The organism is Dermabacter sp. HMSC08H10, assembly GCF_001807585.1.
Taxonomy (GTDB): Bacteria; Actinomycetota; Actinomycetes; order Actinomycetales; family Dermabacteraceae; genus Dermabacter; species Dermabacter hominis.
Genome location: NZ_KV789422.1, coordinates 1 through 21,923, shown reverse-complemented (window position 1 = coordinate 21,923; position 21,923 = coordinate 1). Strand labels below are relative to the sequence as shown.

The following is a 21,923-nucleotide window of genomic DNA, read 5'->3' as shown; positions in this document are numbered from 1 at the left end:
CTCCGTCCGCCCCACCGGATACAGCCAGGTGGGGCGGATGCGTGAAGGGGAATACGTGGAGTGTGGCGGCCGTCAGTTCACGCGCGTGAGGCGCAGCAGCACCGTGTTTTCAGGGTTCAGGATCGGGGTGGTTATTCCGACGCTCGCCCACGCCCTACCGCTCAGCACTTGATCCGCGACCCCGCGCTCGTGGAGTTCGGCGTTGAGGCGCTCGTAGTCGCGCGCATTTCCCGGCGTGGGGGCGAGGAAGCCCGAAGCGCTGCTCATGACGGGCGAGGGGACGTAACCCGAGGGCTTCGCGCCCGGCACGAGGACTTCGAGCCTGTAGCGCGCATCGTCGTCGAGACCCGGGAAGTAGAGGCGGCCCGTCTGGTTAGCGTCGCTTCGTGAGAGAGCCGTGAAGGCAAAGAGTGCTCGGGAGGCATCGCGCGAGACGACGCCGTGGAGCGCGACCGAGTCGTCCCCGAGGTCCACGCGTACCCGATCGCCCGTGAAAAGAAGATCGCGCTCGTCCTTATAGAGCTGCACCCACTCGCGAAGCTCCGCCATCTCCTCGTCGGTGGCAAGCCGCAGATCCCATTCGATGCCGAAATGCCCGAAAAGCGCGGTCGCGGCGCGGTAGCCGATCGAGTGGAGGCGGCCAGTCGTGTGGGAGGCGCCCGAGGCGACGTGCGAGCCCATGAGCTCCAGGGGAATCAGCTGGTTCGTCCAGCGATTCATCATTTGGCGTTCGAGCGGATCAATGCAATCCGATACCCACACGCGGTCCGTGCGCTCAAGAACGCCAAGGTCCACGCGCGCACCACCCGATGAGCACGATTCGATCTCGAGGCCCGGGAAGCGTTCCTTCAGCTCATCGAGGAGGCGATAGGCGGCGAGGGTCTGCGCGTGAGTCGCGGGCTGGCCGGTTTCGCGAAAGCCCGCTTCGATGAGGTCGCGATTGTGATCCCACTTGATGTAGTCGATGTCGTTGGCCTCGAGGACCTGGACCATCTGATCGCGCACATGCGCGTACGCCTCGGGAATCGCGAGGTTGAGGACCTGCTGGTGACGCGACTGCTCGGGCAGCCGCTGCATCGTTGTGCCCATGATCCACTCGGGATGCTCGCGCGCCACGGCCGAATCCTCGTTGACCATCTCCGGCTCGAACCACAGGCCAAACTGCATGCCGTGGCCCTTGACGTGCTCGATGAGTGGCGTGAGCCCGTTCGGCCACACGTCTTCGCTCACGACCCAATCGCCGAGGCCCGCGTAGTCGTCGCGGCGATCGCCGAACCAGCCATCGTCAAGAACGTAGCGCTCAACCCCGAGCTCCGCGGCACGATCCGCGAGATCCTTGAGACGGTCGAGGTCATGATCGAAGTAGACGGCCTCCCACACGTTCAAGGTGACGGGGCGGTTCGTGTCCACGTGGTTCTCGCGCGAGCGCAGCCACGCGTGGAAACGCTGCGCGACCTCGTCGAGGCCCACGCCGTGGCTCGCGTAGACGTGAGGCGACTCGTAGCTCTCGCCGTGCGCGAGCACGACCTCGCCGGCGAACAGCCCTTCGCCGCCCGCAAGGATTGTCTCTCCCGCACTCGTACGCTCCACGACGTGACGGTGCTGGCCCGAAAAGCCCGAGTGCAGCGCCCATACCTCGCCGGACGAGTAGGTGAAGCCCCGCTCGCCCACGTGCATGAGGAACGCCGAATCGGCCCCGGTGCGCCCGCGGCGATTCTCGCGCAGGTGCTGGCCCACGCGCACCGGCAAGCGCTGGGGTTCGCGCTCGCGGGTCCAGCGGCCAGCAAAATCAAGGATTTCGTTCGCTTCCGACGGCACCGGGAGCGCCATCGTGAACGACTGCAGCCGGTAGTTTCCCTCTCCGCGATTGGTGAGCGTGCCGCGCATGCGCACGAGCCCAGAGTTCAGTAGTTCGAGGGTGAGCACGACTTCAAGACCGAGGGCGGCATCCTCGAGCGTGAGGGAGAGGACGTCTTTTTCTCCGGAACCGTCGGGCACGTTCTGCCGTAGCGTGTGCGCCACAAGGCCGAGTCGCGGGGCGAAGCCGGAGCCGTTGTCGCGCCCGCCAAGGAGGCCGGGCTCACCGAGCCAGCCGTCGGCATCCTGGGGGAGGAGGCCCGTGCGTGGGGGAATGTCGAGGGCGTTCTGGTTCGGGGCAACCGTTGCGGCATCGAGGATGAGGTCGAGCTCGTCGCGCGTGAGGTCGCCGAGGTCGGAGCCCCAATAGGCGACTGCGGGCATCCGGCCCTCGGTCAGGTCGAGGACGATGCCCACCCCCGCGCGGCTCAGGTAGAGCGCGCGTTCACTTTCGAGCGCGCGAGTGGCACAGGAGCGGAACGCGCGAAAAGAACGCGAAGCAGCGGTGGCGTGGGCGGTGCGGGCGAGTGGCATGAAGGAGGTCCTTTGTGCTCGGGGGCATCCGTGACCCACTTATTTTCGCACCAAAATAAACCCGCGTCCACCTTCGCAGTCAGGGCGGAGACAATGACGGGGAGGGGCAGCCTCGGGGATCCTGGTCTGGTGTCGGGGTCGAGGAAGCGCAGAGCGTGTGGAGATTGACCGCGGAGGGTAGGGAGTACACTCAGCCCATGGAATTCACGCAGGCGGCGAAGCTACAGAACGTCCTCTACGACATCCGCGGGCCGGTCCTCGACGAGGCCGCGCGCATGGAGAACGAGGGCCACCGCATTCTCAAGCTCAACATCGGCAACCCCGCGCCGTTCGGCTTCGAAACGCCCGACGAGATCCTCGTCGACTTCATCCGCCAGGCTCACGTCTCCCAGGGCTACACCGATTCCAAAGGCATTGTCGCGGCCCGTCGCGCCGTCGCCCAGCACTACCAGACCCGCGGCCTGCCAGGGCTCCACCTCGACGACATCTACCTCGGCAACGGCGTGAGCGAGCTGATCCAGCTCACCGCTCAGGCACTCGTCAACGACGGCGACGAGGTGCTCATCCCCATGCCCGACTACCCGCTGTGGACCGCGTGTGTCACCCTCGCGGGCGGGACTCCCGTGCACTACCGCCTCGATGAAGACAACGACTGGTTGCCCGACCTCACCGACATCGCCGACAAGGTCACTCCCCGCACCAAAGCCATCGTCGTCATCAACCCCAATAACCCCACCGGTGCGGTGTACACGAAAGAGAACCTCACGGGCATCGTCGACATCGCCCGCAAGCACGGGCTCATGATCCTCGCCGACGAGATCTACGACAAGATCCTCTACGATGACGCGACCCACACCTCGATCGCCTCGCTGGCCCCCGATCTCTTCACGATCACCTACAACGGCCTGTCGAAGGCCTACCGGGTCGCGGGTTTCCGTGCCGGCTGGATGGTGCTGTACGGACCCAAAGAGCACGCCAAAGGCTTCATCGAAGGCCTCGACATGCTCTCGAACATGCGCCTATGCGCCAACGCTCCCGCGCAGCACGTGATCCCCACTGCGCTCGGCGGCTATCAAACGATCAAAGACCTCGTGGCCCCAGGTGGTCGGCTGCGCGAGCAGCGCGATGTCGCCTACGAGGCCCTCGCAAGGATCCCCGGCGTAAGCGTCAACAAGGCGAAGGGGGCGCTCTACATGTTCCCGAAGATCGACCTCGACATGTACAAGATCGAGGACGACGAAGAATTCGCACTCGGCCTGCTTCGCCAAAAGAAAATCCTCATCACAAAAGGCACGGGATTCAACATCCCCACACACGACCACTTCCGCGTCGTGACCCTGCCCGACGTGGACGTGCTCGAGAACGCGATCGACCGTATCGCCGACTACCTCGCGAGCATCCGCCGCTAGCAGCGTGTAGCGCGCCGGTTATTCGCCGCGCGCGATCCGGATCATCTGCTCGCGGTCGATCTCCTTGAGCGATGGGCGTGCGTTACCGTCGGAATCCTTCCGCTTCGCACCCGCCTGGATCTCGTGGTCGTGAAGGCGCAGCCACCCGTCCCAATCGACGTAGCGGATGCCGCGCTCATTGAGCAGGCGAACAATCGAGTCGGGGTCGCGATCCGGGCACGGCTCGAGCACGCCTTCCTCGATGTCTTCGATCATGTGGGTGACGGTCTCGATTGCGTCCGATTTCGTGGCACCGATCAGCCCAACGGGCCCACGCTTGATCCAGCCGTTCGCATAGCACGCGGGCACAACAGCGCCCTCGGCGGTCGTGACACGGCCCTCGTCGTTGTGGATAACGCCGCGCACCGGGTCATAGGGAACCCCGGGCAACTCCGAGCCGAAATAACCGACGGCGCGGTAGACCTGCTGGACGTCGTACTCGACAATCTCGCCGGTGCCCTCTAGTGTGCCGTCGTCGGCGAGTCGGGTGCGCTCGAATCGCATGCCCGTCACGCGGCCGTCCTCGCCGACCACTTCGACGGGCCGGTGCCAGAAATGGAGGTGGAGCCGACGCTTAACCTCGCCGCCATCGCGGTCCGTGGGCTCAGCGCCGCTCGCCTCGAGCTCCTTCTGCGCTTCGAGCCAGCCCTCGAACGTGCTCACGACCTGATCGATGCGTTTATCGGCGCGGATGCGCTCCCATTCCTCGTCGCTGATCTGCGCGAAATCGCGCTCGTCGAGGATGACCTGCACGCCTTTCGGGTGGGCGAGCTCGCGCGTTTCGAGCGGGGAGAACTTCGCCTGGGCGGGGCCGCGGCGGCCAAAGACATGTACGTCGGTGATCCGTGAGGCTTTGAGGCCTTCGTAGACGTTGTCGGCGATCTCGGTCGCAAGGAGCTCGTCGGCGCTTTTGGCGAGCATTCGCGAGACATCGAGCGCGACGTTGCCGTTACCGATCACGGCAACGGATTCGGCATCGAGTCGCCATTCACGCGGATAGTCGGGGTTCGAGTCGTACCACGCGACGAAGTCGGCAGCGCCGAAGCTGCCCTCGAGGTCGATCCCGGGGATGTCGAGTTGGGCGTCCTTGAGCGCTCCCGTGGCGAAAATGATCGCGTCGTAGCGTTCGCGCAGGTCCTCGAGGGTCAGATCCGTGCCGAACGTGACGTTGCCGAAGAAGCGCATGTCGCGACGGTCGAGGATGCGGTGAAGCGCTGTCGTGATGCCCTTGATGCGCGGATGGTCGGGGGCGACTCCGTAGCGAATGAGGCCGAACGGCGTGGGTAGCGCATCGAAAATATCGACCTCGATTGCGAGCCGGCCCTTCTTGACGTGCGGCGTCTTGTTGAACGTCTCCGCCGCATACACGCCGGCCGGGCCGGAGCCAATCACGGCGATGCGGAACGGGATGTCGGTGAAGGTGCTGGTCACGGAGGTCCTTGAGTTTGGCGGGCACGCCCGGCGCGCGTGTGTGCTTCGGGCTTTTCGATACTCGAGCCTAGCGTTAAAGCTCGCCTTGGGCGAGAAAGTGTGAGCAGCGTGCGGCCCGACGAACGCTCAGGTGCCGTCGGACCCTCCACGAAGGAAAACCGAGAGTGGATGGTGTTTTAGTATTCGGCCGGCTGCACAATCACAAAGCCGGGGCCGTGGAAGGCGAGCTGGAAGGCTTCGCCCGAGCCGCGGCCAATGAGTGCACCGGCATTAAAATCGTTCTTGATCTGCGGCTGGAGGTTTGCCGACCAGCACACGACGGCCTGCGGATCCACATACGTGGGCTGCTGCGAGCAGTCGAGCAGGAGCGGCTCACCGTGCGAGGCGATCGCGACCATGCCGTGTCCCTGGAGGAACAGGTTCGTGAAGCCGCCCGCGACGAGGCCCGCGCCGAGGCCGCCGCCGATCATCTTGATGTCCCACTCGATGCTCGAGTCGAAAGCGAGCATCTTCGAGGTGTTGAGGGAGAGGGCTTCTCCTTCGAGCTGGATGAGGAAGATCTGCGAGCCATTCTTGGCGAAGAAGATTTCGCCGTTGCCGGTGGTGCGCATCATGTTGGCGCCCTCGCCGGTGGCCAGCTTCTTGACGAGCTTCATGCCGCCGCCCGAGCCCTGGTACTTGAACTTCATCTCGCCCTGGTAGGCGACCATGGCCCCGGAGGAGGAGACGATTTCGGGTGCGCCGGGATCGAGACGGCAGCGCAGCATTCGCTTGGACTGGAGGGCCCAGCGGTCGTTGGTCTGGACTTCCTGGTGTTCGGGTGAAAAGAGTTCAGATCTCATGGCTTCACCCTAGGGTGAGCTAGCTCCTATTTTCCTGGAGATCATGAGAACAGAACAATTGTTATTGGAACCGCTTGAGCCGCAGCGAATTGCTCACCACGAAAACGCTGGAGAAGGCCATGGCCGCGGCCGCGATCACAGGACCAAGGAGCCCGAGCATCGCGAGCGGAATGGCGATGACGTTGTAGATGAATGCCCAGAACAGATTCCAACGGATCGTGCGCACACTCGCGCGCGAGAGCCGAATCGCGGTCGGGATCTGCGAAATATCGCCGCCCGTGAGCACGATGTCGCCCGAGTTCATCGCGGCATCGGTGCCGGTGCCCATCGCGAAGCCAAGATCGGCTTCGGCGAGGGCCGCCGTGTCATTAATGCCATCGCCAACCATTGCGACGCTTGCCCCTTCGCCGCGAAGGGACTTCACGAGGTCGAGTTTTGCCGCGGGGGTAAGCGAGGCGTGAACCTTCTCGATGCCGACTTCGCGCGCAATGTGTTCGGCCGCGGCAGGGTTGTCGCCGGTCGCCATGACGGGCTCGATGCCGAGCGCGCGAATCTCCTCAACGACCTTCGTCGCTTCGGGCTTCACGGTGTCGCTCACGCGCACGAGCCCCGCAACCTCGCCGTTGACGCGCACGAGGGAGGTCGTGTGACCCGCCTGCTCGGCTTCGCGGAGGGAAGCGGCGAGAGGGGCGGGCAGGCTTTCCGGGGCGGGCTTTTCATCTCCGAGGGTGGCCTGGCGAGCGTCGGACACCGCAGTAATCTCGACCTCCCACGGCCCCTTGTTCTCACCGAGCGACCCGCTCACGCGCGCCGTGAGCCCCCGGCCGGCGTGGGCTTCGGCCCCCTCGAGCACGAGCGCGTCGCTGCCGCTACCCGCAGCCTCGACGATCGCGCGCGCGATGGGGTGTTCCGAACCCGATTCGGCGGTGCCCGCGAGCGCGCGGACGTTTGCTTCGCTCCAGCCTTCGGCGGGTGTCACGGAGTGCACACGCATCGCGCCGCTCGTGAGAGTGCCGGTCTTGTCGAGAACGATCGACGCGATGTCGCGCGAAGCCTCGAGTGTGCTTGCGGAGCGGATGAGGATGCCGAGTTCGGCGCCACGGCCCGTGCCCACCATGATGGCCGTGGGGGTTGCGAGGCCGAGCGCACACGGGCATGCGATGATCAGAACGGCGACGGCCGCGGTGAATGCCTGTTCCGTGGTGCCCCCGAGTGCGAGCCACGCCACGAGCGTGAGGATCGACAACGCGATCACGACGGGTACGAAGATGCTCGCGACCTTGTCAACGAGTTGCTGAACCGGTGCTTTGGAAGCTTGCGCGTCCTCGACCATTTTCGCGATGTGGGCGAGCTCGGTGTCGGCGCCCACGCGCGTGGCGCGCACAAGGAGCCGGCCCGTAGTGTTGACGGTGGCGCCCGTGACCTCGGTTCCGGGGGCGACGTCCTCGGGGATGCTTTCGCCTGTGAGCATCGAGCGGTCGATGGCGGAGGAGCCCTCGAGGATCACGCCGTCTGTCGCGACCTTCTCCCCGGGCCTCACGACGAAAACATCGCCGACCCGCACCGCGCCGATGGGAACCTCGACTTCGGCGGTGCTGCCGTCGGACTGAAGCTCCATGATGGTGGCATTCTTCGCGCCGAGGTCAAGCAGCGAACGGATAGCTGCGCTCGACTGGTGGATGGCGCGGGCTTGCGCATAGCGGCCCACGAGCACGAGGGTCGTGATGACCGCTGCCGACTCGAAGTAGATTTCGTGCGCACCGTGATGGTTCCGGCTGAAAGCGGCGCCGAGGCTCATGTCCATCGTCATGCCGATTTCGCCTGCGCCGCCGAAGAGAAGGGCCCAGATCGACCACAGGTACGCGGCAAACGTTCCCATCGTGACGAGGGTGTCCATCGTGAAGCCGCCGTGCTTGATGTTCACCCAGGTCGCACGGTGAAATGGCGCGCCGCAGTAGAACACGACCGGCGTCGCGAGAACGAGCATCGCCCACTGCCAGCCGGGGAACTGCAACGCCGGGATCATTGAGATGAGGAAAATTGGCACCGAGAGGATCGCGGCGAGGATCGTGCGGATTAGCGTGTCGCGCTTGTCGCGCGCGGCGCGCTCCTCGGCGCTTGTGTCGGGGCCGTGGATCGATGTGCTTTCGGCTGCCGCCTCCCGCACGTGCGCCCCATAGCCGCCCTTTTCGACGGCTTCGACGAGCTGCGCATCGGTGATCGACGGGTCGCTCACCTGCACGCTCGCGCGTTCGAGTGCGAGGTTGACGACCGCGTCGACATCGCCCACCCGCCGCAACTTCTTTTCGACTCGCGCGACGCAGCTCGCGCACGTCATGCCTGTCACGTCGAGGGTCACGGTGCGGGGGTTGGTGCTTGTCACGAGGTCCTTCCAGGGTAGTGAGCGTGCGGTTGTGGGTGAGTGCGGGGCGGGTTAGTCGACGATGGCGTAGCTCTCGCTAGCTTCCTCGATCTCCGAGGCGATATCGATCTTCGTGAGGGGGCGGTCAGCCTCGATCGTCAGGGTCGATTTGCCACCCTTCACGAGTTCGACCTCGATGTTCGTGACGCCGGCGATTTCGCCGACTTCTTCCTTGATGGCATTGACGCAGTGGTCGCACGTGAGGCCCGTGATGAAGAAGGTGGAGGTAGTCATTGGTGCTCCTTAATTTGTGGGTATTCGTGAGCGCGGGGTGCGCCCCACACACCAACATACCCCCCAGGGGTATATCTTTCAAGGGGTGAGAGGTCGCTTCAGGGCTGCGCCTTCAGGGATCGGTAGCATGGGCGCATGAGTACCCCCACGAATTCAGGTGGCAACTTCGGCGCGCGCACACCCCAGCGCCGCCCCAGTTTCTACGAATCGCACCTTCGTGAAATGCTCGTCGACTCCGGATACGCCATTCATGAGCGCATCGGTAGCGGCGGCATGGGGATCGTCTACCGCGCAACCGACGCGGCCGGACTCGACGTTGCCCTCAAGGTGCTTCGGCCTGAAATCGCCGGCGACGAGCGCGCCCGTGCTCGACTCAGCCGAGAGATGCGCGCGCTTCAGCGCGTCAATCACCCGAACGTCTCTCGCGTGCTCGATGCCGAATTCGACCTCGATGTCGCCTTCCTTGTCACCGAGTACATCTCGGGCCCCACGTTCCAGAAAGTCATTGACGACTGGGGGCACCTTCCGCTGCGATGCGTACGCGAAATCGGCTTGCCGCTCGGCAAGGCCCTTCTTGACGTTCACGAGAAGGGGATCGTGCACCGCGACCTCAAACCAAGCAACATCATGCTTCGCACCGGTCATGGCTCGCACTTCGACTTCGACATCGATCCAGTCGATCCGGTCATTATCGACTTCGGCATCGCCCAAGCCGCCGAAGAGTCCCGCATGACCTCGACGGGGCTCATGATGGGCACGATCTCCTATCTTGCCCCTGAGGTGATCAGCAACAACATCGTCGACGCCGCTGCCGACTGGTGGGCCTGGGCCGCGATGCTCGCCCACGCCGCGACCGGCTTCCCGCCCTTCGGTAAGGGGCGACTCGGCACGGTCTACAACCTCGCTACGATGGCTGGACCCGACCTCGAGGGGTTGCCGGAGCCGTGCGTCGAATGGTTCAAGGGGGCATTTGCCCCTGAGCCTGGCGATCGCACGCCGCCGGAGAAGCTCATCGAGGCTCTCGAGCACGATGTGGATGCATGGGTGTATGGGAACTACGACCCAACCTCCTCGTCCCCATCTTCCCCTTCGACCCCCGCCGAGATCCCGACTTCTCGGATTGAGACAGGTGAACGCGGCACACTCGATGGTCCAATCGGCGCCGGAACGGCAGGCTCGGGCGCCGCGGCATCATCGGGTGCAGCAGCTCGCGCAGCTGAGGCAACGGCGCCCCTACCTCCGTATAGCTCCCCGGGGCCAGGAGGGGGAGAGGAGGAGAGCACCGGCGTAATCCACGACGCCACCGATGAATGGGACGACACGGATGAATGGGATGTCTCCAACGAGGAACCCACCCAAGTCATGCCCGTTCTCGACGAAACTCCCACGGCCCGATTCGCACCCATCTCGACCCCTGCTGCGCCGCCCGTCGCGCCGCACGCGGATGCGGTGCCGACGTGGCAACCGTCGGCACCGGTGCCGCAGGCGCCCATGCCAGCCCCTGGCTCGCAGGGCCCTTTCCCCGCGGCGCAGTACCCTCCGGCCCCCGGCGCGCAACCGTACGCGATGCCGCTGCAGCCCCTGCCCTACCACTTGCGCGAGCCCAGGCACCGCACAACGCTCGTGCTGCTCGGTATGGCGCTCTTCACCGCCTTCGGCGCACTCGTGCCGCTCGCCGCGCTCATCCTGCTCGTGCTGATGACAGCCCTTGCAAGAACGTGGCAGCGTTCATGGATCGCGCAGGAAAAAGGCCAGGACAGAGGGAAAGGCTCGGGTGGGATCACCGCTTCGATAGCGCTCTTGGCAGTGCCGCGATTCTTCGGTGCCCTTCTCGAGGCGCTCCTTCAAGCGCTCATCCCCGTAATCGTCACGGCCGGCGTTCTGCTCGCGACCGACGCCCTACTCGTGTGGCTCGCGCGCTTCGAGGTGCACTACGCCGTGTACGCGGGAGTGCTCGTGGGCGTTACGACCCTGTCGCTGTGGTGGGGTATCGGCTCACGCACGACGCGCTACGGCAGCCACCGCCTTTTGCACGCAGCCACACCGAGCGGGCTGTGGACCGCGATCTTCGCCGCCCTTCTCCTCGTGCTCATCGCAGCCGTGTGCTTCACGATTGCCTCGCGCGGCGGACACATCGACTACTTCCCCTACGTGGGTGAATTCCGCCTCGAAGACATCTCGCCCTGGAGGAAATGAGGCATCCACGCGCGTATCCTCTAAGCTGGCACGCGGCGATTCGCCGTTTACCGCATTCGACCCCTCCGGAGGATTCATGGCCGAGAAGCCGTCAGCGCAGGACGTGCGCGAAGCGCAGCGTATCGAGCTTCGCAAGCAGCGCGAAAAAGAGCTGAGCCGTCAAAAGCGCGCCCGCATGGCGATCATCGCTGCCATCGTCGTCGTGGCACTTGCACTCGTCGCCGGCATCGGCCTCCTGATCTACAAGGCGAACGCGCCTGAGCCTGAACTGCCGCTCAAGCAGCCCTCTTCTATCAGCAAAGAGGAGCCCGTGCTGTCCTTCAAAGCAGACGACACGAAGCCCGTCGTTGACGTCGTGTTCGACTACATGTGCCCGTTCTGTGGCAACTTCGAACAGATCAACAGCGCCGACCTCCACGAGATGATCGAGAGCGGCGATGCGACCGTGAACTTCCACGTGCGCACTTTCCTCTCCAAGAAGATGTCCACAACGGAGTACTCCGCCCGCGCCGGCGGAGCCGCCGTGTGCACCTTCGAAGACTCGCCCGAGGTGTTTCTGAAGTTCCACGAACTCCTCTTCGCCAACCAACCGGTCGAGGGTGGCCCCGGCCTGAGCGACAGAGAGCTCGTCACGTACGCCAAACAGGCCGGAGCGAAGGACGGCACCCTCTCGTGTATCAAGGACCAGAAATTCCGCCGCTACGCGACAGACGTGCTCGAACCCGCCGGCGCGAAACTCTCGCCGGCAACCCCGGCTGTGCTCATCAATGGCAAAGAATGGGGATCCGACGGCGCCTGGCAGACCCCCGGTGCGCTTAAGCAAGCTGTGGCCGCCTCGGGTACACCCGGTGCGAGCGATGCCGGTGGCGCAAGCGATTCGGGTAACTAAACTCGCGGCGCACGCTACACTAGTGCGAGCGCCGCAATGCTGAAGTAGCTCAGTTGGTAGAGCAGCTGTCTTGTAAACAGCAGGTCGTGGGTTCGAGCCCCATCTTCAGCTCCAAGAAAATCCCAGGTCGGGGCGACTTCGAGTCGTCAGGCCTGGGATTTTTTCGTGTGCTCTGGCCCTAACGACTGTGAGCGCTGCCAGGACATACTCGAGAGCGCGCGAAGCCTCCGAAGGCCCCCGCCCCTAAGAATGTAGGGGCGTAGTGTGGGTCACAAGTAAGTAGTGGCTCTCAACACACAGAGAAGGACCCCCATGACCGCCGCACCGCAGACTGTGCGCACACTTGCCACCCCATTCACCGTCAACACCGTCGAGATCCCCAACCGCCTTGTCATGACCCCCATGGGCAGCGACCTCGCGAACGCCGACGGCACCGTTGGCCCGCGCCTACTCAAGTACTGGCTCGAGCGCGCCGAAGGTGGCTGTGGCCTCCTCATCACCGAGATCACCCGCGTGAATGACGAGCACGGCGCCGGCACCCCGAAACAGCTCTCCGTGACCCGCGACGAGCTCGTGCCGCAGCTCGCCGAAGCCATCGAGGCCGTTCACGCGCGAGGCTCAAAGATTTTCCTCCAGCTCCAGCACCCCGGCAACCAGGGCCTTCCCCAGCTCAATAAGGGGCAGGTCACCGTCGGACCCTCCGCCGTGCGCTCCGAGCTCACCAAGGCCCCCGTGCGCGCCCTTGAAAACGAGGAAGTGAAGAGCCTCGTGCAGGACTTCATTAACGGCGCGCGCCGCGCGAAGGAAGCCGGTGCGGACGGCGTGGAAATCCACGGCGCCCACGGCTACCTCATTGACGAATTCCTTTCGCCGCACACCAATAAGCGCGAGGACGAATATGGCGGCTCATTCGAGAACCGCTGCCGCTTCCTCGTCGAGATCCTCGACGGCATCCGCGAAGTCGTGGGCCCCGACTTCCCGATCTCGGTGCGCCTTTCGGTATCGCAGTGCTACGACCTCATTGGCCTGCCCGGCGAAGGCAACGAAGTCGCCGACGGCGTGCGCATTGCGAAGGTCTGCGAGGAGCACGGTGCCGACCTCATCTCGGTGTCGTCGGGCACCTATGAAACGGGCATCACCGTCATCGAGCCCGTCAACACCCCGCGCAACTGGCGCGACCCGATGATCCGCGCCGTTCGCGACGCCGTGAGCATTCCCGTCATGGGCGTATCGATCATCCGCGAACCCGAGCAGGCCGAGAAGATGCTCAACGACGGCCTCGTGGACCTCATCGCGATGGGCCGCTCGTGGCTCGCCGACCCGCAGTGGGGAATCAAAGCCATCGAGGGCCGCGACGCTGACATCACGCGCTGCATTGGCTGCATGTACTGCTTCGAGGCGCTCTTCTCTGGCGGCCACATTGAATGCGCCGTCAACCCGCGCTGTGGGTTCGAATCGGAGTTCCCGCTCGAGCTCGAGCGCAACGCCGAAGGTCGCACGGCTCTCGTGATCGGTGGTGGCCCCGCGGGCTGCGAAGCTGCCGAAACACTCGCGAAGCGCGGCGCGAAAGTCACCCTCGTCGAGGCGATGGACACCCTCGGCGGTCAGGTTGTGCCCGGCACCAACCCGCCCGGCAAGGACCCGATGGGCTGGCTCGTCGAGAACTACACCCACCGTCTTGAGAAGGTCGGCGTTGATGTGCGGCTGTCGACTCGTTTCGGGGTTGAGGACGTGCGCGCGTTCGGTGCTGACGCCGTGATCGTCGCGACCGGCGCAACCCCGGTTGTGCCGAACATTCCCGGCATCGATGGCGACAATGTTGTGGATGCGATCGATATTCTGGGAGGTACTCGCGAGGTCGCGGGCCGCGCGATTGTCGTGGGGTCTGGCATGACCGGCCTCGAAACCGCTGAGCTAATTGCGGCAAACGGTGGCGAGGTCGCCGTGTACGAGATGGCGCCGCAGCTCGGGGCTGGGGCGTTCCACATGAACCTCGTCTCGGTCACCTCGAAGCTCAAGAAGGCCGGCGTCCCCATGAACACGGGGCACCGTCTCGTGGAGGTGACCGGCTCGGGCGCAGTTTTCGAGGCTGACGGTTCCCAGCTCATCGTCGATGCCGAGACCGTGGTGCTCGCGATCGGTATGCGCAGCGAGAATAGACTCGCCTCCGAGCTCGAGGCTGCGGGAATCGAGTTCCGTACCGCGGGTGACGTGTCGAAGGTGGCGAAGGTTGCTCAGGCGGTGGCTACGGGGTACCGCGTGGGCCTCGAGGTCTGATTCGCTGCTGTCCGGGGCCTATTTCATGGGGCCCGGGCGATTCGCTCAACGATGGGGGCGCTGCTGAGGCGGCGCCCCTTTGCTTGTCGCACCTTGTGTGACTTGCGGAGCCGCCCCGTATTTTGCGTGATGACTTACGTGGGAACACGGGAGAAGGGAAGGCGGCAGGAGGATAAGCAGGGCAGGGGGGAAATAGGGCCGGGGGACTGGGCTCAGCCGCGGCTTGCCTTGAGCGCCGCCCTCACCGCCGCGCGTACGAAGTCGTTGAAGCCCGCTGCATCGATGAAGCCCTGGATCTCGAGGTGAGTCCACCCGTGGGCGCTCGCCCACACGGCGCGCAGGAGCGTTGTGGCATCGGAGGGGGAGGTGTCGACGGTGGCGCCGTATTTTGTGCGGCCTTCCGACATTGCCTGCGCGAGGTGCTTCGCGATGCTTTCGAACTCGCCGATATCGGTGCCGAGTGCGCGGAACGCCGTAAGCAGATGGTTGTCTCGACGTGAAAGACCGAACCCGATGGAGTCCGGGGTGGCGTCGGAATCCTTGGCGGCTGCTGCGCTCGCCGCTCCCGGTGCCCCGTTGGCCTGCGCCGCCCGATCAGGGACCTGGTCGGCCTGGTTGAAGATCACGTCAAACAGTTCGGGGTTGTTGACTGCCCAGTCGTGGAGGGCGGTTGCGAGCCCAACCAGGTAATCTTCGGGATCCTGTTCGCGCTTAACCTCGGTGAGGTGCTTCGCGAGATCACTGGCGGAGCTGACAACGACAGAGTTGAGGAGCTGCTTTTTTCCGCCGAAGAGTGAGTAGATGGCGGTAGTCGAGGTGTTGCAGGCCGCGGAGATGTCGCGGAGGGAGACCGCTGCGGGGCCGCCTTTGGCGAGCGCCTTTGACGCTTCTGCGATGAGCTCGAGGCGCAGCTCTTCGTCGTGATGGCGGGGGGTGTTCATTCCCGTGGACTCCAATCAGGTGTGCCGTGTGGCAGGTCCGGTATGTAACGACTTCGTAACTATAGGCCTTGATTCTACGAATGCAAGTGGGACGTTTTGGGCCTTTACGCGCGTTTAGTTCGGCCACTATAGGCCTTGGACCTGGGATTTTGCCAAAACTTTAATGGTTGGTGCAGTTTCAGTGGTTTTTGTGTCGCAGCTTGGGTGGGGGAGATCACGTGCGTACGGCGATTGCGCAGCAGTGGACCCATCAAGGAGTGTTCCAGTCAACGGCTTGCGCGCCGCTTTCGGCGAGGAGTGCGTTCGCGCGCGAGAACGGTTTCGACCCAAAAAATCCTCGGCGCGCCGACAGTGGCGACGGGTGCGCTGACTCGATAGTGCTCACGCCGCCCTCGGCGAGCATTGGGGCGAGCGAGCGCGCGTCTCTTCCCCAAAGGATCGCGACGAGCGGTCCACCGCGCTCGACGAGGGCCTCGATAGCGCGCATCGTGATCTGCTCCCACCCCTTCCCGCGATGCGACGCGGGCGCGCCGGGGGCTACCGTGAGTGCCCTGTTGAGGAGCATGACGCCCTGGCTTTGCCACGCTGAGAGGTCGCCGTGCGGACTCGGTGGGATTCCTAGATCGCTCTCGCGTTCGAGGTAGATGTTGTGGAGCGAGCGGGGCAGTGGTCGCACGTCGCGCTCGACGGCGAAGCTCAGGCCGATCGGGTGGCCCGGTGTCGGGTAGGGGTCCTGGCCGACAATGAGCACCCGTACGTCGGCAAGCGGGGTTTCGAACGCGCGAAAAATGCGCTCGCCCGACGGGAGGTAGTGTCGGCCAGCGGCGAGCTCAGCGCGCAGGAAGGCGCCCATCTGGCGGATGTTCGGTTCGACGCTCGCGAGGGCTTCGGCCCAGTCGGCGGCCATAATGTCGGTCAGGGGAGGCAGCGCGGTCTCATTCATGCCCCCAGGGTACGGGGCGTGCCTAGACTTGAATTCATGACCGATGAGCCACTGGCCGATGAACCGCAGCTGAGCGAAACAGATCGCGCGATCCTCGATCTCGAGGCGCGCGTGTACCGCAGCGCCGGCGCAAAGGAACGCGACATCCTGCGGCTTACGGGGCTGACGCCGGCGGGGTATCACGCGCGGCTCGTGCGGCTCATGCGGGAGCCCGCGGCGGTGCGGTATGCGCCAAGTGTGGTCCGACGGTTGCGTGAACGCACGCGTTCCTAGACGTACATGTCGCGCCGTCGTTGTCGCCGTGGGGGAGGGCAGCACTATGGGGTTTGTTGCCTCGGCGCGCCGCGTGCCCAATCGCCGTTTAGGCCAGCGTTAACCGATAGCATGACCTCGTGGCAGATCAGAGCACGTACCCGTACGAACCGGACCAGTTTGACCGCGAGGCCGATCAGGTGGGCGCCCACGGCGCGCACCGTGCTGAGGAGCCGTTTTTCAAGCGGAATCTTTCGACGATCATCGTGATCGTCGCGGCGCTGCTTGCGCTCGCACTCGTTCTGTGGGCCGTGTCGGGTCTGGGTAAGGGGAGCGAGGATGCTCCCGCTCCAGCGGAGTCATCGACGTCGGCTCCGGCGGACTCCGGCGATGACAAGCCTGCCGCGAGCGACAATGGCGGCGAGGGTGATAACGGTGGCGAGGGTGCTACCGAACAGCCTTCCGAGGAACCAGCCCCTGAAGTCGATCGCGAAGCTCCGGTTCTCGTGCTCAATGGTAAGCGGAAGCAGGGCATGGCTGGCCGTTGGCAGAAGGCTCTCGAAGAGCAGGGTTGGACCAAGGTCGATGTCGACACGGGTAAGCGCACCAAGAACGCCGGCGTCTACTACAAGAATGACGAGGATAAGGCGACCGCCGAGGCCCTCGCGAAGTACGTCGGTGTCGAGGCTGAGAAGTCCGATAAGTACAGGGCGAACATTACGGTTGTCATCGTCGAGGAGCCGGGTGATCTCGCCGAAATTGACGGCGCGGAGCAAGGCGACGACGGCGAGTAAAGACTGCTGCAGCGCGTCAATGGCCTCCGCGATGCGCGTCTCGAGAGGCGCCGCGGAGGTGTGCCATCACGCTCCCAGAGAAATTCCCAGCGAGCGTTAGCACTCTTCGCCTCAGAGTGCTTATGATGGGTTAGCACTCGCATGGCGTGAGTGACAACGGGTTCCCGGCAACCGTCGGACCCCACACACGCCACCGCGAGATTTCCAGTGAGGTGAGAGCCCCACCGACCCAGACGTGAAGGGGAGGGCAAGGCTCGTCCGTCGCGGGCACCTGACTGGAGCACACTCACACACTCTGGGAGTTACCACTCATGGCAAAGCTCATCGCATTTGACGAAGAAGCACGCCGCGGCCTCGAGCGGGGCATGAACCAGCTCGCTGACGCCGTGAAGGTGACCCTTGGGCCGAAGGGACGCAACGTCGTCCTCGAAAAGTCCTGGGGCGCACCGACCATCACGAACGATGGCGTGTCGATCGCTAAGGAAATCGAACTCGAGGATCCGTACGAAAAGATCGGTGCGGAACTCGTCAAGGAAGTCGCAAAGAAGACGGACGACGTTGCCGGCGACGGCACGACGACCGCTACGGTTCTCGCGCAGGCCCTCGTGAAGGAAGGCCTTCGCAACGTTGCCGCGGGCGCAAACCCGATCGCCCTCAAGCGCGGCATCGACAAGGCCGTTGCCGCCGTGAGCGAGAAGCTCATTGCGCAGGCCGTCGAGATCGAGTCGAAGGAGCAGATCGCGAACACCGCCGGGATCTCGGCCGCTGACCCGGCAATCGGCGAGCTTATCGCCGAGGCTCTCGACAAGGTCGGCAAGGAAGGCGTTATCACGGTCGAGGAGTCGAACACGACCGGCCTCGAGCTTGAGCTCACCGAAGGTATGCGCTTCGACAAGGGCTTCATTTCGCCGTACTTCGTGACCGATCCGGAGCGCCAGGAAGCCGTTCTCGAGGACCCGTACATCCTGCTCACCTCCTCGAAGGTGTCGCAGCTCAAGGACCTGCTGCCGCTTCTCGACAAGGTCATCCAGGCAAACAAGCCGCTCGTAATCATCGCCGAGGACGTCGACGGTGAGGCGCTTCCCGCGCTCGTCGTCAACAAGCTTCGCGGCGTGTTCAAGTCGGTTGCTGTGAAGGCTCCCGGCTTCGGCGATCGCCGCAAGGCCATGCTCCAGGACATGGCGATCCTCACCGGTGGCACCGTGATCTCGGAAGAGGTTGGCCTGTCGCTCGAGACCGCCGACCTCAACGTGCTCGGCCGTGCCCGCAAGGTGGTTGTCACGAAGGATGAGACGACCATCGTCGAGGGCGCGGGCGACGGCGACCAGATCGCCGGCCGCGTGAAGCAGATCCGCAGCGAGATCGAGGTTTCGGATTCGGATTACGACCGCGAGAAGCTCCAGGAGCGCCTCGCGAAGCTCGCCGGTGGCGTGGCCGTCATCAAGGCGGGTGCCGCAACCGAGGTCGAGCTCAACGAGCGCAAGCACCGCATCGAAGATGCCGTGCGCAACGCGAAGGCTGCCGTTGAGGAGGGCATCGTCGCCGGCGGCGGCGTGGCCCTGATCCAGGCGGGCAAGGACGCGTTCGCGTCGCTTTCGCTCGAGGGCGATGAGGCGACCGGCGCATCGATCGTGCAGGTCGCGATCGAAGCTCCGCTCAAGCAGATCGCTTCGAACGCTGGTCTTGAGGGCGGCGTTGTCGCATCCAAGGTCAAGCAGCTCCCCGTGGGCGAGGGCCTGAACGCCGCAACAGGTGAGTACCAGAACCTCATCGAGGCTGGCGTGCTCGACCCGGTGAAGGTGACACGCTCCGCTCTTCAGAACGCTGGTTCGATCGCGGGCCTGTTCCTTACCACCGAGGCTGTCGTTGCTGACAAGCCGGAGCCGGTGAAGGCTCCTGCCGGCGGCGACATGGACGCCATGGGAGGCATGGGCGGCATGATGTGATCGCCCGCTAACGAGAAGGAACCCTCGCACTTTCGAGTGCGAGGGTTCCTTTATGTCGTGGTGGGGGCGCTAGTCTTCCTGCTCTTCTTCTTCACCTTCGCCGGGAACGCGAACGAAGAAGTGCGAGGAGATGGCGAGCAGTTCGCGCATGAGCTCATACTGGCCGCCGTGCATGTCCCAGATTTCGTCCTCGCCGGCAGCTTCGGGGCGCTCATCAATTGATTCGGTTGTGGTGACATCAGCGAGCCAGCCGTTGTCGTAATACGCCATGAGGGGCTTCATGGCCTCGTTGTACGCCTTGATGGCTTCGAGTCCTTCGACGGCCTTTTCGTATGCTTCGCGGGACTTCACGAGGTTGTCTTGGGCCACGGTTAGGCGTTCGAGGGCTGCTTTTTGTTCAGCGGTGTGCTCTTCGGGAGCGGCGTTATTGTTCATGGTTTTAGTGTGGCACGAGCGCCTTGACGTAGCACTGGGAAACACCGTCGTCTTTGTAGGGGACGAAGAGCTGGGGGAGGCGTTGCCATCCCGTTTTCGTGTAGAGGCTGATCGCGTCCTCCTGGAGGCTGCCGGTGTGGAGGTAGAGCGCGGTTGCGCCGCGGGTCGAGGCTTCTTCTTCGATGTGCTCCATGAGCTGGGTAGCGATGCCTTGGCCTCGGTATTTCTTTCCGACGATGAGTCGTTTTACTTCGAGGCGGTCGGCAAGGGCACGAAGCATAACCGTGCCAACGGCACTGTCGCTTTTGAGTGCGAGGAGGGTGGTGAGAATGGTGGTTGGGTCGAGGGTTTCGTCGCTGCGGCCCTGATATTCGGGGTGGGCGGTGTAGTAGGCGCGGTAGCGAGGCTCGAGTTCGGCGTCTTTTTCGGCGTGCAGGGCACTGACCCGGGGGTCGCTGTGACTCGCGCGAATGATGCGCACTTGTTCGCTCATGTCTCGATGTTAACGGGGTGTGGTGTTAACGGGGTGTGGCCCCCACTCCCGAAGAAGTGGGGGCCACACCGTGTGTTCAACTATTGAACGATGTGTGAGGCGTTAGCTCACTGCTCGCTCTTGCGGCGGCGGGTCACGAGGGCCGCGCCACCGGCAATCAGCGAGGCAGCAGCAGCCATGAGGCCGCCGGTCTCAGCACCGGTGCGCGGGAGGGCGTGCTTGCCACCCTTAGCCGGAACCTTCTTGATCGGCTTGGTCATGCCGTTGTCGCCGGGCTTGCCGGGCTCACCGGGCTTGCCAGGCTCACCGGGCTTGCCGGGCTCACCGGGTTCGCCGGGCTTGCCAGGTTCGCCGGGCTCACCGGGCTGGCCGGGCTCATCGACCGGTGTGTCGATCACGTTGAGGGTTGCGACAACGACCTCGGTCGAGCCGTCGGGGTAGGTCGCGAGAACTTCGTAGACGTTCTCGACAGCTGCGTAAGTCGCCTCAACGGTGATCTCACCGGTGTTTTCGTCGATCTTGACGCCGTTAATCTCGCCGTCCTTGAGAGCGAACGTGGTGCCCTCGGGCATGTCGCGCTCTTCGCCGGTCTCCTCATCGGTGAACTTCGGAGCTGCGATAGTGCCAACCTTGCCGCGCTCAACCTCGGCAGGTGCATACACCGGCTGGTAGGTCTTTGCCTGCGGGGTCTCGGTGACGTTGACGGTTGCGGCGACTGTGTCGGTGGAGCCATCGGGGTAGGTCACGAGGACTTCGTAGACGTTCTTGGCGGGGGCAGCGTAGGTGGCGTGGACGGTGATGGCGCCGGTTTCGGCGTCGATCTCCACACCTTCGATGTCGCCGTCCTTGAGAGCGAACGTGGTGCCTTCGGGCATGTCGCGCTCTTCGCCGGTCTCCTCGTCGGTGAAGGCAGGAGCGGCAACGTAAGCGGTCTCGCCCTGCTCAACGGTGACCTCGGTGTAGGCCGGCTGGTAGGTCTTTGCCTGCGGGGTCTCGGTGACGTTGACGGTTGCGGCGACTGTGTCGGTGGAGCCATCGGGGTAGGTCACGAGGACTTCGTAGACGTTCTTGGCGGGGGCAGCGTAGGTGGCGTGGACGGTGATGGCGCCGGTTTCAGCGTCGATCTCCACACCTCCGATGTCGCCGGCCTGGAGGGCGAACGTGGTGCCTTCAGGCATGTCGCGCTCTTCGCCGGTCTCCTCGTCGGTGAAGGCAGGAGCGGCAACGTAAGCGGTCTCGCCCTCGGTGACGGTCACCTCTGCGTATACAGGCTGACACATGTCCTTCGCTTTGAGACCAGCAGCGATCTCGTCGGCGATCCTCTGCGCTTCCTCAGCCGCGGCCTGGAGCTTGGCAGCTTCTGCGGCGGCGGCTTCGGCGGCGGCTTTAGCCTCGTCGGCTACGGCCTGGGCCTGGTCCGCTGCGGCTTTTGCCTCGTCGGCTGCGGCCTGGAGCTTGGCAGCTTCTGCGGCGGCGGCTTCGGCGGCGGCTTTAGCCTCGTCGGCTACGGCCTGGGCCTGGTCGGCTGCGGCCTGGAGCTTGGCAGCTTCTGCGGCGGCGGCTTCGGCGGCGGCTTTAGCCTCGTCGGCTACGGCCTGGGCCTGGTCGGCTGCGGCTTTTGCCTCGTCGGCCTCGTTCTGTGCCTGCTTAGCGGCGGCGGCGTCTTCGTCGGCCTGGGTCTGCAGCTTATCGGCTTCGGCCTGTGCGTTCTCGGCGTCGGTCTTTGCCTGGTCAGCCTTGTTACGTGCCTCGGTGGCATCGTTCTGCGCCTGTTCTGCGTCTTTGGCGTCGTCGGCGGCCAGCGTCTGCGCCTTATCGGCTTTCTTCTGTGCCTCCGCAAGCGCGGCGTTAGCCGCTGCCTCATCAGGGGTTCCCTTTGCGTCTTCGGCGTCGATCTCCGCTTGTGCGAGGGCCTGGGCTGCTTCAGTGGCGAGCTCCTGGGACTGCTGAGCAGCGTTGGCGGCGTCGTCGGCTGCGGCTTCCTTCACG

Annotated in this window: 17 protein-coding genes and 1 tRNA gene; 8 read left to right on the top strand and 10 right to left on the bottom strand. The window is 64.5% G+C overall.

What is annotated here, in order from left to right; all coding sequences use genetic code 11:
* Nucleotides 1-72: 72 nt before the first annotated feature.
* Entirely contained in the window at nt 73-2,391 is a 2,319-nt protein-coding gene (locus HMPREF3176_RS02540) for an alpha-galactosidase (RefSeq protein ID WP_083286199.1), read from the bottom strand.
* A gap of 197 nt (nt 2,392-2,588) precedes the next feature.
* Between HMPREF3176_RS02540 and HMPREF3176_RS02535 the strand changes: the two genes are divergently transcribed.
* Nucleotides 2,589-3,800: a pyridoxal phosphate-dependent aminotransferase gene (locus HMPREF3176_RS02535; protein WP_070457943.1), complete on the top strand. Its 1,212-nt coding sequence runs from the start codon at nt 2,589-2,591 to the stop codon at nt 3,798-3,800.
* 18 nt (nt 3,801-3,818) lie between these two features.
* Here HMPREF3176_RS02535 and HMPREF3176_RS02530 read toward each other — a convergent pair whose 3' ends face one another.
* The 4 genes from HMPREF3176_RS02530 to HMPREF3176_RS02515 form a co-directional block, all read right to left on the bottom strand.
* A complete protein-coding gene (locus tag HMPREF3176_RS02530; RefSeq protein ID WP_070457940.1) occupies nt 3,819-5,270 on the bottom strand; it encodes an FAD-dependent oxidoreductase in 1,452 nt (483 codons plus the stop codon).
* Nucleotides 5,271-5,446: 176 nt separating this feature from the next.
* Complete coding sequence (locus HMPREF3176_RS02525) at nt 5,447-6,112, bottom strand: AIM24 family protein (RefSeq protein WP_070457937.1); 666 nt, start codon at nt 6,110-6,112, stop codon at nt 5,447-5,449.
* Nucleotides 6,113-6,173: 61 nt separating this feature from the next.
* The gene (locus HMPREF3176_RS02520; RefSeq protein WP_141742343.1) at nt 6,174-8,495 is read right to left on the bottom strand and encodes a heavy metal translocating P-type ATPase; all 2,322 of its coding nucleotides are present in this window, start codon (nt 8,493-8,495) and stop codon (nt 6,174-6,176) included.
* 51 nt (nt 8,496-8,546) lie between these two features.
* On the bottom strand, nt 8,547-8,768 hold the full coding sequence (locus tag HMPREF3176_RS02515; protein ID WP_061212351.1) for a heavy-metal-associated domain-containing protein: 222 nt from the start codon (nt 8,766-8,768) through the stop codon (nt 8,547-8,549).
* A 135-nt stretch (nt 8,769-8,903) separates the two neighbouring features.
* Here HMPREF3176_RS02515 and HMPREF3176_RS02510 point away from each other — a divergent pair, with 135 nt between their 5' ends.
* From HMPREF3176_RS02510 to HMPREF3176_RS02495, 4 genes are all read left to right on the top strand, one after another.
* Nucleotides 8,904-10,964 (top strand): protein kinase domain-containing protein, encoded by a 2,061-nt coding sequence (locus HMPREF3176_RS02510; protein WP_070457935.1) that lies wholly within the window; start codon nt 8,904-8,906, stop codon nt 10,962-10,964.
* Nucleotides 10,965-11,040: 76 nt separating this feature from the next.
* Nucleotides 11,041-11,853, top strand: coding sequence for a DsbA family protein (locus tag HMPREF3176_RS02505; protein ID WP_070457932.1), 813 nt, complete (start codon nt 11,041-11,043; stop codon nt 11,851-11,853).
* A gap of 38 nt (nt 11,854-11,891) precedes the next feature.
* A tRNA-Thr gene (locus HMPREF3176_RS02500) sits at nt 11,892-11,967 on the top strand.
* Nucleotides 11,968-12,165: 198 nt separating this feature from the next.
* Nucleotides 12,166-14,130 (top strand): NAD(P)/FAD-dependent oxidoreductase, encoded by a 1,965-nt coding sequence (locus HMPREF3176_RS02495; RefSeq protein ID WP_070457929.1) that lies wholly within the window; start codon nt 12,166-12,168, stop codon nt 14,128-14,130.
* A gap of 212 nt (nt 14,131-14,342) precedes the next feature.
* Here the strand turns inward: HMPREF3176_RS02495 and HMPREF3176_RS02490 are convergent, their stop codons facing one another.
* Nucleotides 14,343-15,071 carry a TetR/AcrR family transcriptional regulator gene (locus HMPREF3176_RS02490; protein ID WP_070457927.1) on the bottom strand — a complete coding sequence of 243 codons (729 nt, stop codon included), beginning with the start codon at nt 15,069-15,071 and terminating at the stop codon, nt 14,343-14,345.
* A 250-nt stretch (nt 15,072-15,321) separates the two neighbouring features.
* Nucleotides 15,322-16,014: a uracil-DNA glycosylase gene (locus HMPREF3176_RS02485; protein ID WP_070457924.1), complete on the bottom strand. Its 693-nt coding sequence runs from the start codon at nt 16,012-16,014 to the stop codon at nt 15,322-15,324.
* Nucleotides 16,015-16,050: 36 nt separating this feature from the next.
* On the opposite strand from HMPREF3176_RS02485, the gene HMPREF3176_RS02480 reads away from it, so the two are divergent.
* The 3 genes from HMPREF3176_RS02480 to groL all read left to right on the top strand — a co-directional run bounded on the left by HMPREF3176_RS02480 (nt 16,051) and on the right by groL (nt 19,006).
* On the top strand, nt 16,051-16,287 hold the full coding sequence (locus HMPREF3176_RS02480; protein ID WP_070435608.1) for a DUF3263 domain-containing protein: 237 nt from the start codon (nt 16,051-16,053) through the stop codon (nt 16,285-16,287).
* A gap of 119 nt (nt 16,288-16,406) precedes the next feature.
* Nucleotides 16,407-17,060, top strand: a complete 654-nt coding sequence (locus HMPREF3176_RS02475) for a LytR C-terminal domain-containing protein (RefSeq protein ID WP_070435609.1) — start codon at nt 16,407-16,409, stop codon at nt 17,058-17,060.
* A gap of 311 nt (nt 17,061-17,371) precedes the next feature.
* Nucleotides 17,372-19,006 (top strand): chaperonin GroEL, encoded by a 1,635-nt coding sequence (groL, locus tag HMPREF3176_RS02470; RefSeq protein ID WP_070457921.1) that lies wholly within the window; start codon nt 17,372-17,374, stop codon nt 19,004-19,006.
* Between the two features lie 69 nt (nt 19,007-19,075).
* Here groL and HMPREF3176_RS02465 read toward each other — a convergent pair whose 3' ends face one another.
* The 3 genes from HMPREF3176_RS02465 to HMPREF3176_RS02455 all read right to left on the bottom strand — a co-directional run.
* On the bottom strand, nt 19,076-19,441 hold the full coding sequence (locus HMPREF3176_RS02465) for a DUF4298 domain-containing protein (RefSeq protein ID WP_070457919.1): 366 nt from the start codon (nt 19,439-19,441) through the stop codon (nt 19,076-19,078).
* Between the two features lie 4 nt (nt 19,442-19,445).
* Nucleotides 19,446-19,934, bottom strand: a complete 489-nt coding sequence (locus HMPREF3176_RS02460) for a GNAT family N-acetyltransferase (RefSeq protein WP_083286198.1) — start codon at nt 19,932-19,934, stop codon at nt 19,446-19,448.
* Nucleotides 19,935-20,041: 107 nt separating this feature from the next.
* On the bottom strand, nt 20,042-21,923 hold a 1,882-nt coding region (locus tag HMPREF3176_RS02455), incomplete at its 5' end, for a Rib/alpha-like domain-containing protein (protein ID WP_141742342.1).

Excerpts from the sequence above, each read along its gene's own strand:
- HMPREF3176_RS02540 (WP_083286199.1), bottom strand. The coding sequence starts at position 2,391 with ATGCCACTCGCCCGCACCGCCCACGCCACCGCTGCTTCGCGTTCTTTT.
- HMPREF3176_RS02535 (WP_070457943.1), top strand. The coding sequence starts at position 2,589 with ATGGAATTCACGCAGGCGGCGAAGCTACAGAACGTCCTCTACGACATC.
- HMPREF3176_RS02525 (WP_070457937.1), bottom strand. The coding sequence starts at position 6,112 with ATGAGATCTGAACTCTTTTCACCCGAACACCAGGAAGTCCAGACCAAC.
- HMPREF3176_RS02515 (WP_061212351.1), bottom strand. The coding sequence starts at position 8,768 with ATGACTACCTCCACCTTCTTCATCACGGGCCTCACGTGCGACCACTGC.
- HMPREF3176_RS02510 (WP_070457935.1), top strand. The coding sequence starts at position 8,904 with ATGAGTACCCCCACGAATTCAGGTGGCAACTTCGGCGCGCGCACACCC.
- HMPREF3176_RS02505 (WP_070457932.1), top strand. The coding sequence starts at position 11,041 with ATGGCCGAGAAGCCGTCAGCGCAGGACGTGCGCGAAGCGCAGCGTATC.
- HMPREF3176_RS02495 (WP_070457929.1), top strand. The coding sequence starts at position 12,166 with ATGACCGCCGCACCGCAGACTGTGCGCACACTTGCCACCCCATTCACC.
- HMPREF3176_RS02490 (WP_070457927.1), bottom strand. The coding sequence starts at position 15,071 with ATGAACACCCCCCGCCATCACGACGAAGAGCTGCGCCTCGAGCTCATC.
- HMPREF3176_RS02485 (WP_070457924.1), bottom strand. The coding sequence starts at position 16,014 with ATGAATGAGACCGCGCTGCCTCCCCTGACCGACATTATGGCCGCCGAC.
- HMPREF3176_RS02480 (WP_070435608.1), top strand. The coding sequence starts at position 16,051 with ATGACCGATGAGCCACTGGCCGATGAACCGCAGCTGAGCGAAACAGAT.
- groL (WP_070457921.1), top strand. The coding sequence starts at position 17,372 with ATGGCAAAGCTCATCGCATTTGACGAAGAAGCACGCCGCGGCCTCGAG.
- HMPREF3176_RS02465 (WP_070457919.1), bottom strand. The coding sequence starts at position 19,441 with ATGAACAATAACGCCGCTCCCGAAGAGCACACCGCTGAACAAAAAGCA.
- HMPREF3176_RS02460 (WP_083286198.1), bottom strand. The coding sequence starts at position 19,934 with ATGAGCGAACAAGTGCGCATCATTCGCGCGAGTCACAGCGACCCCCGG.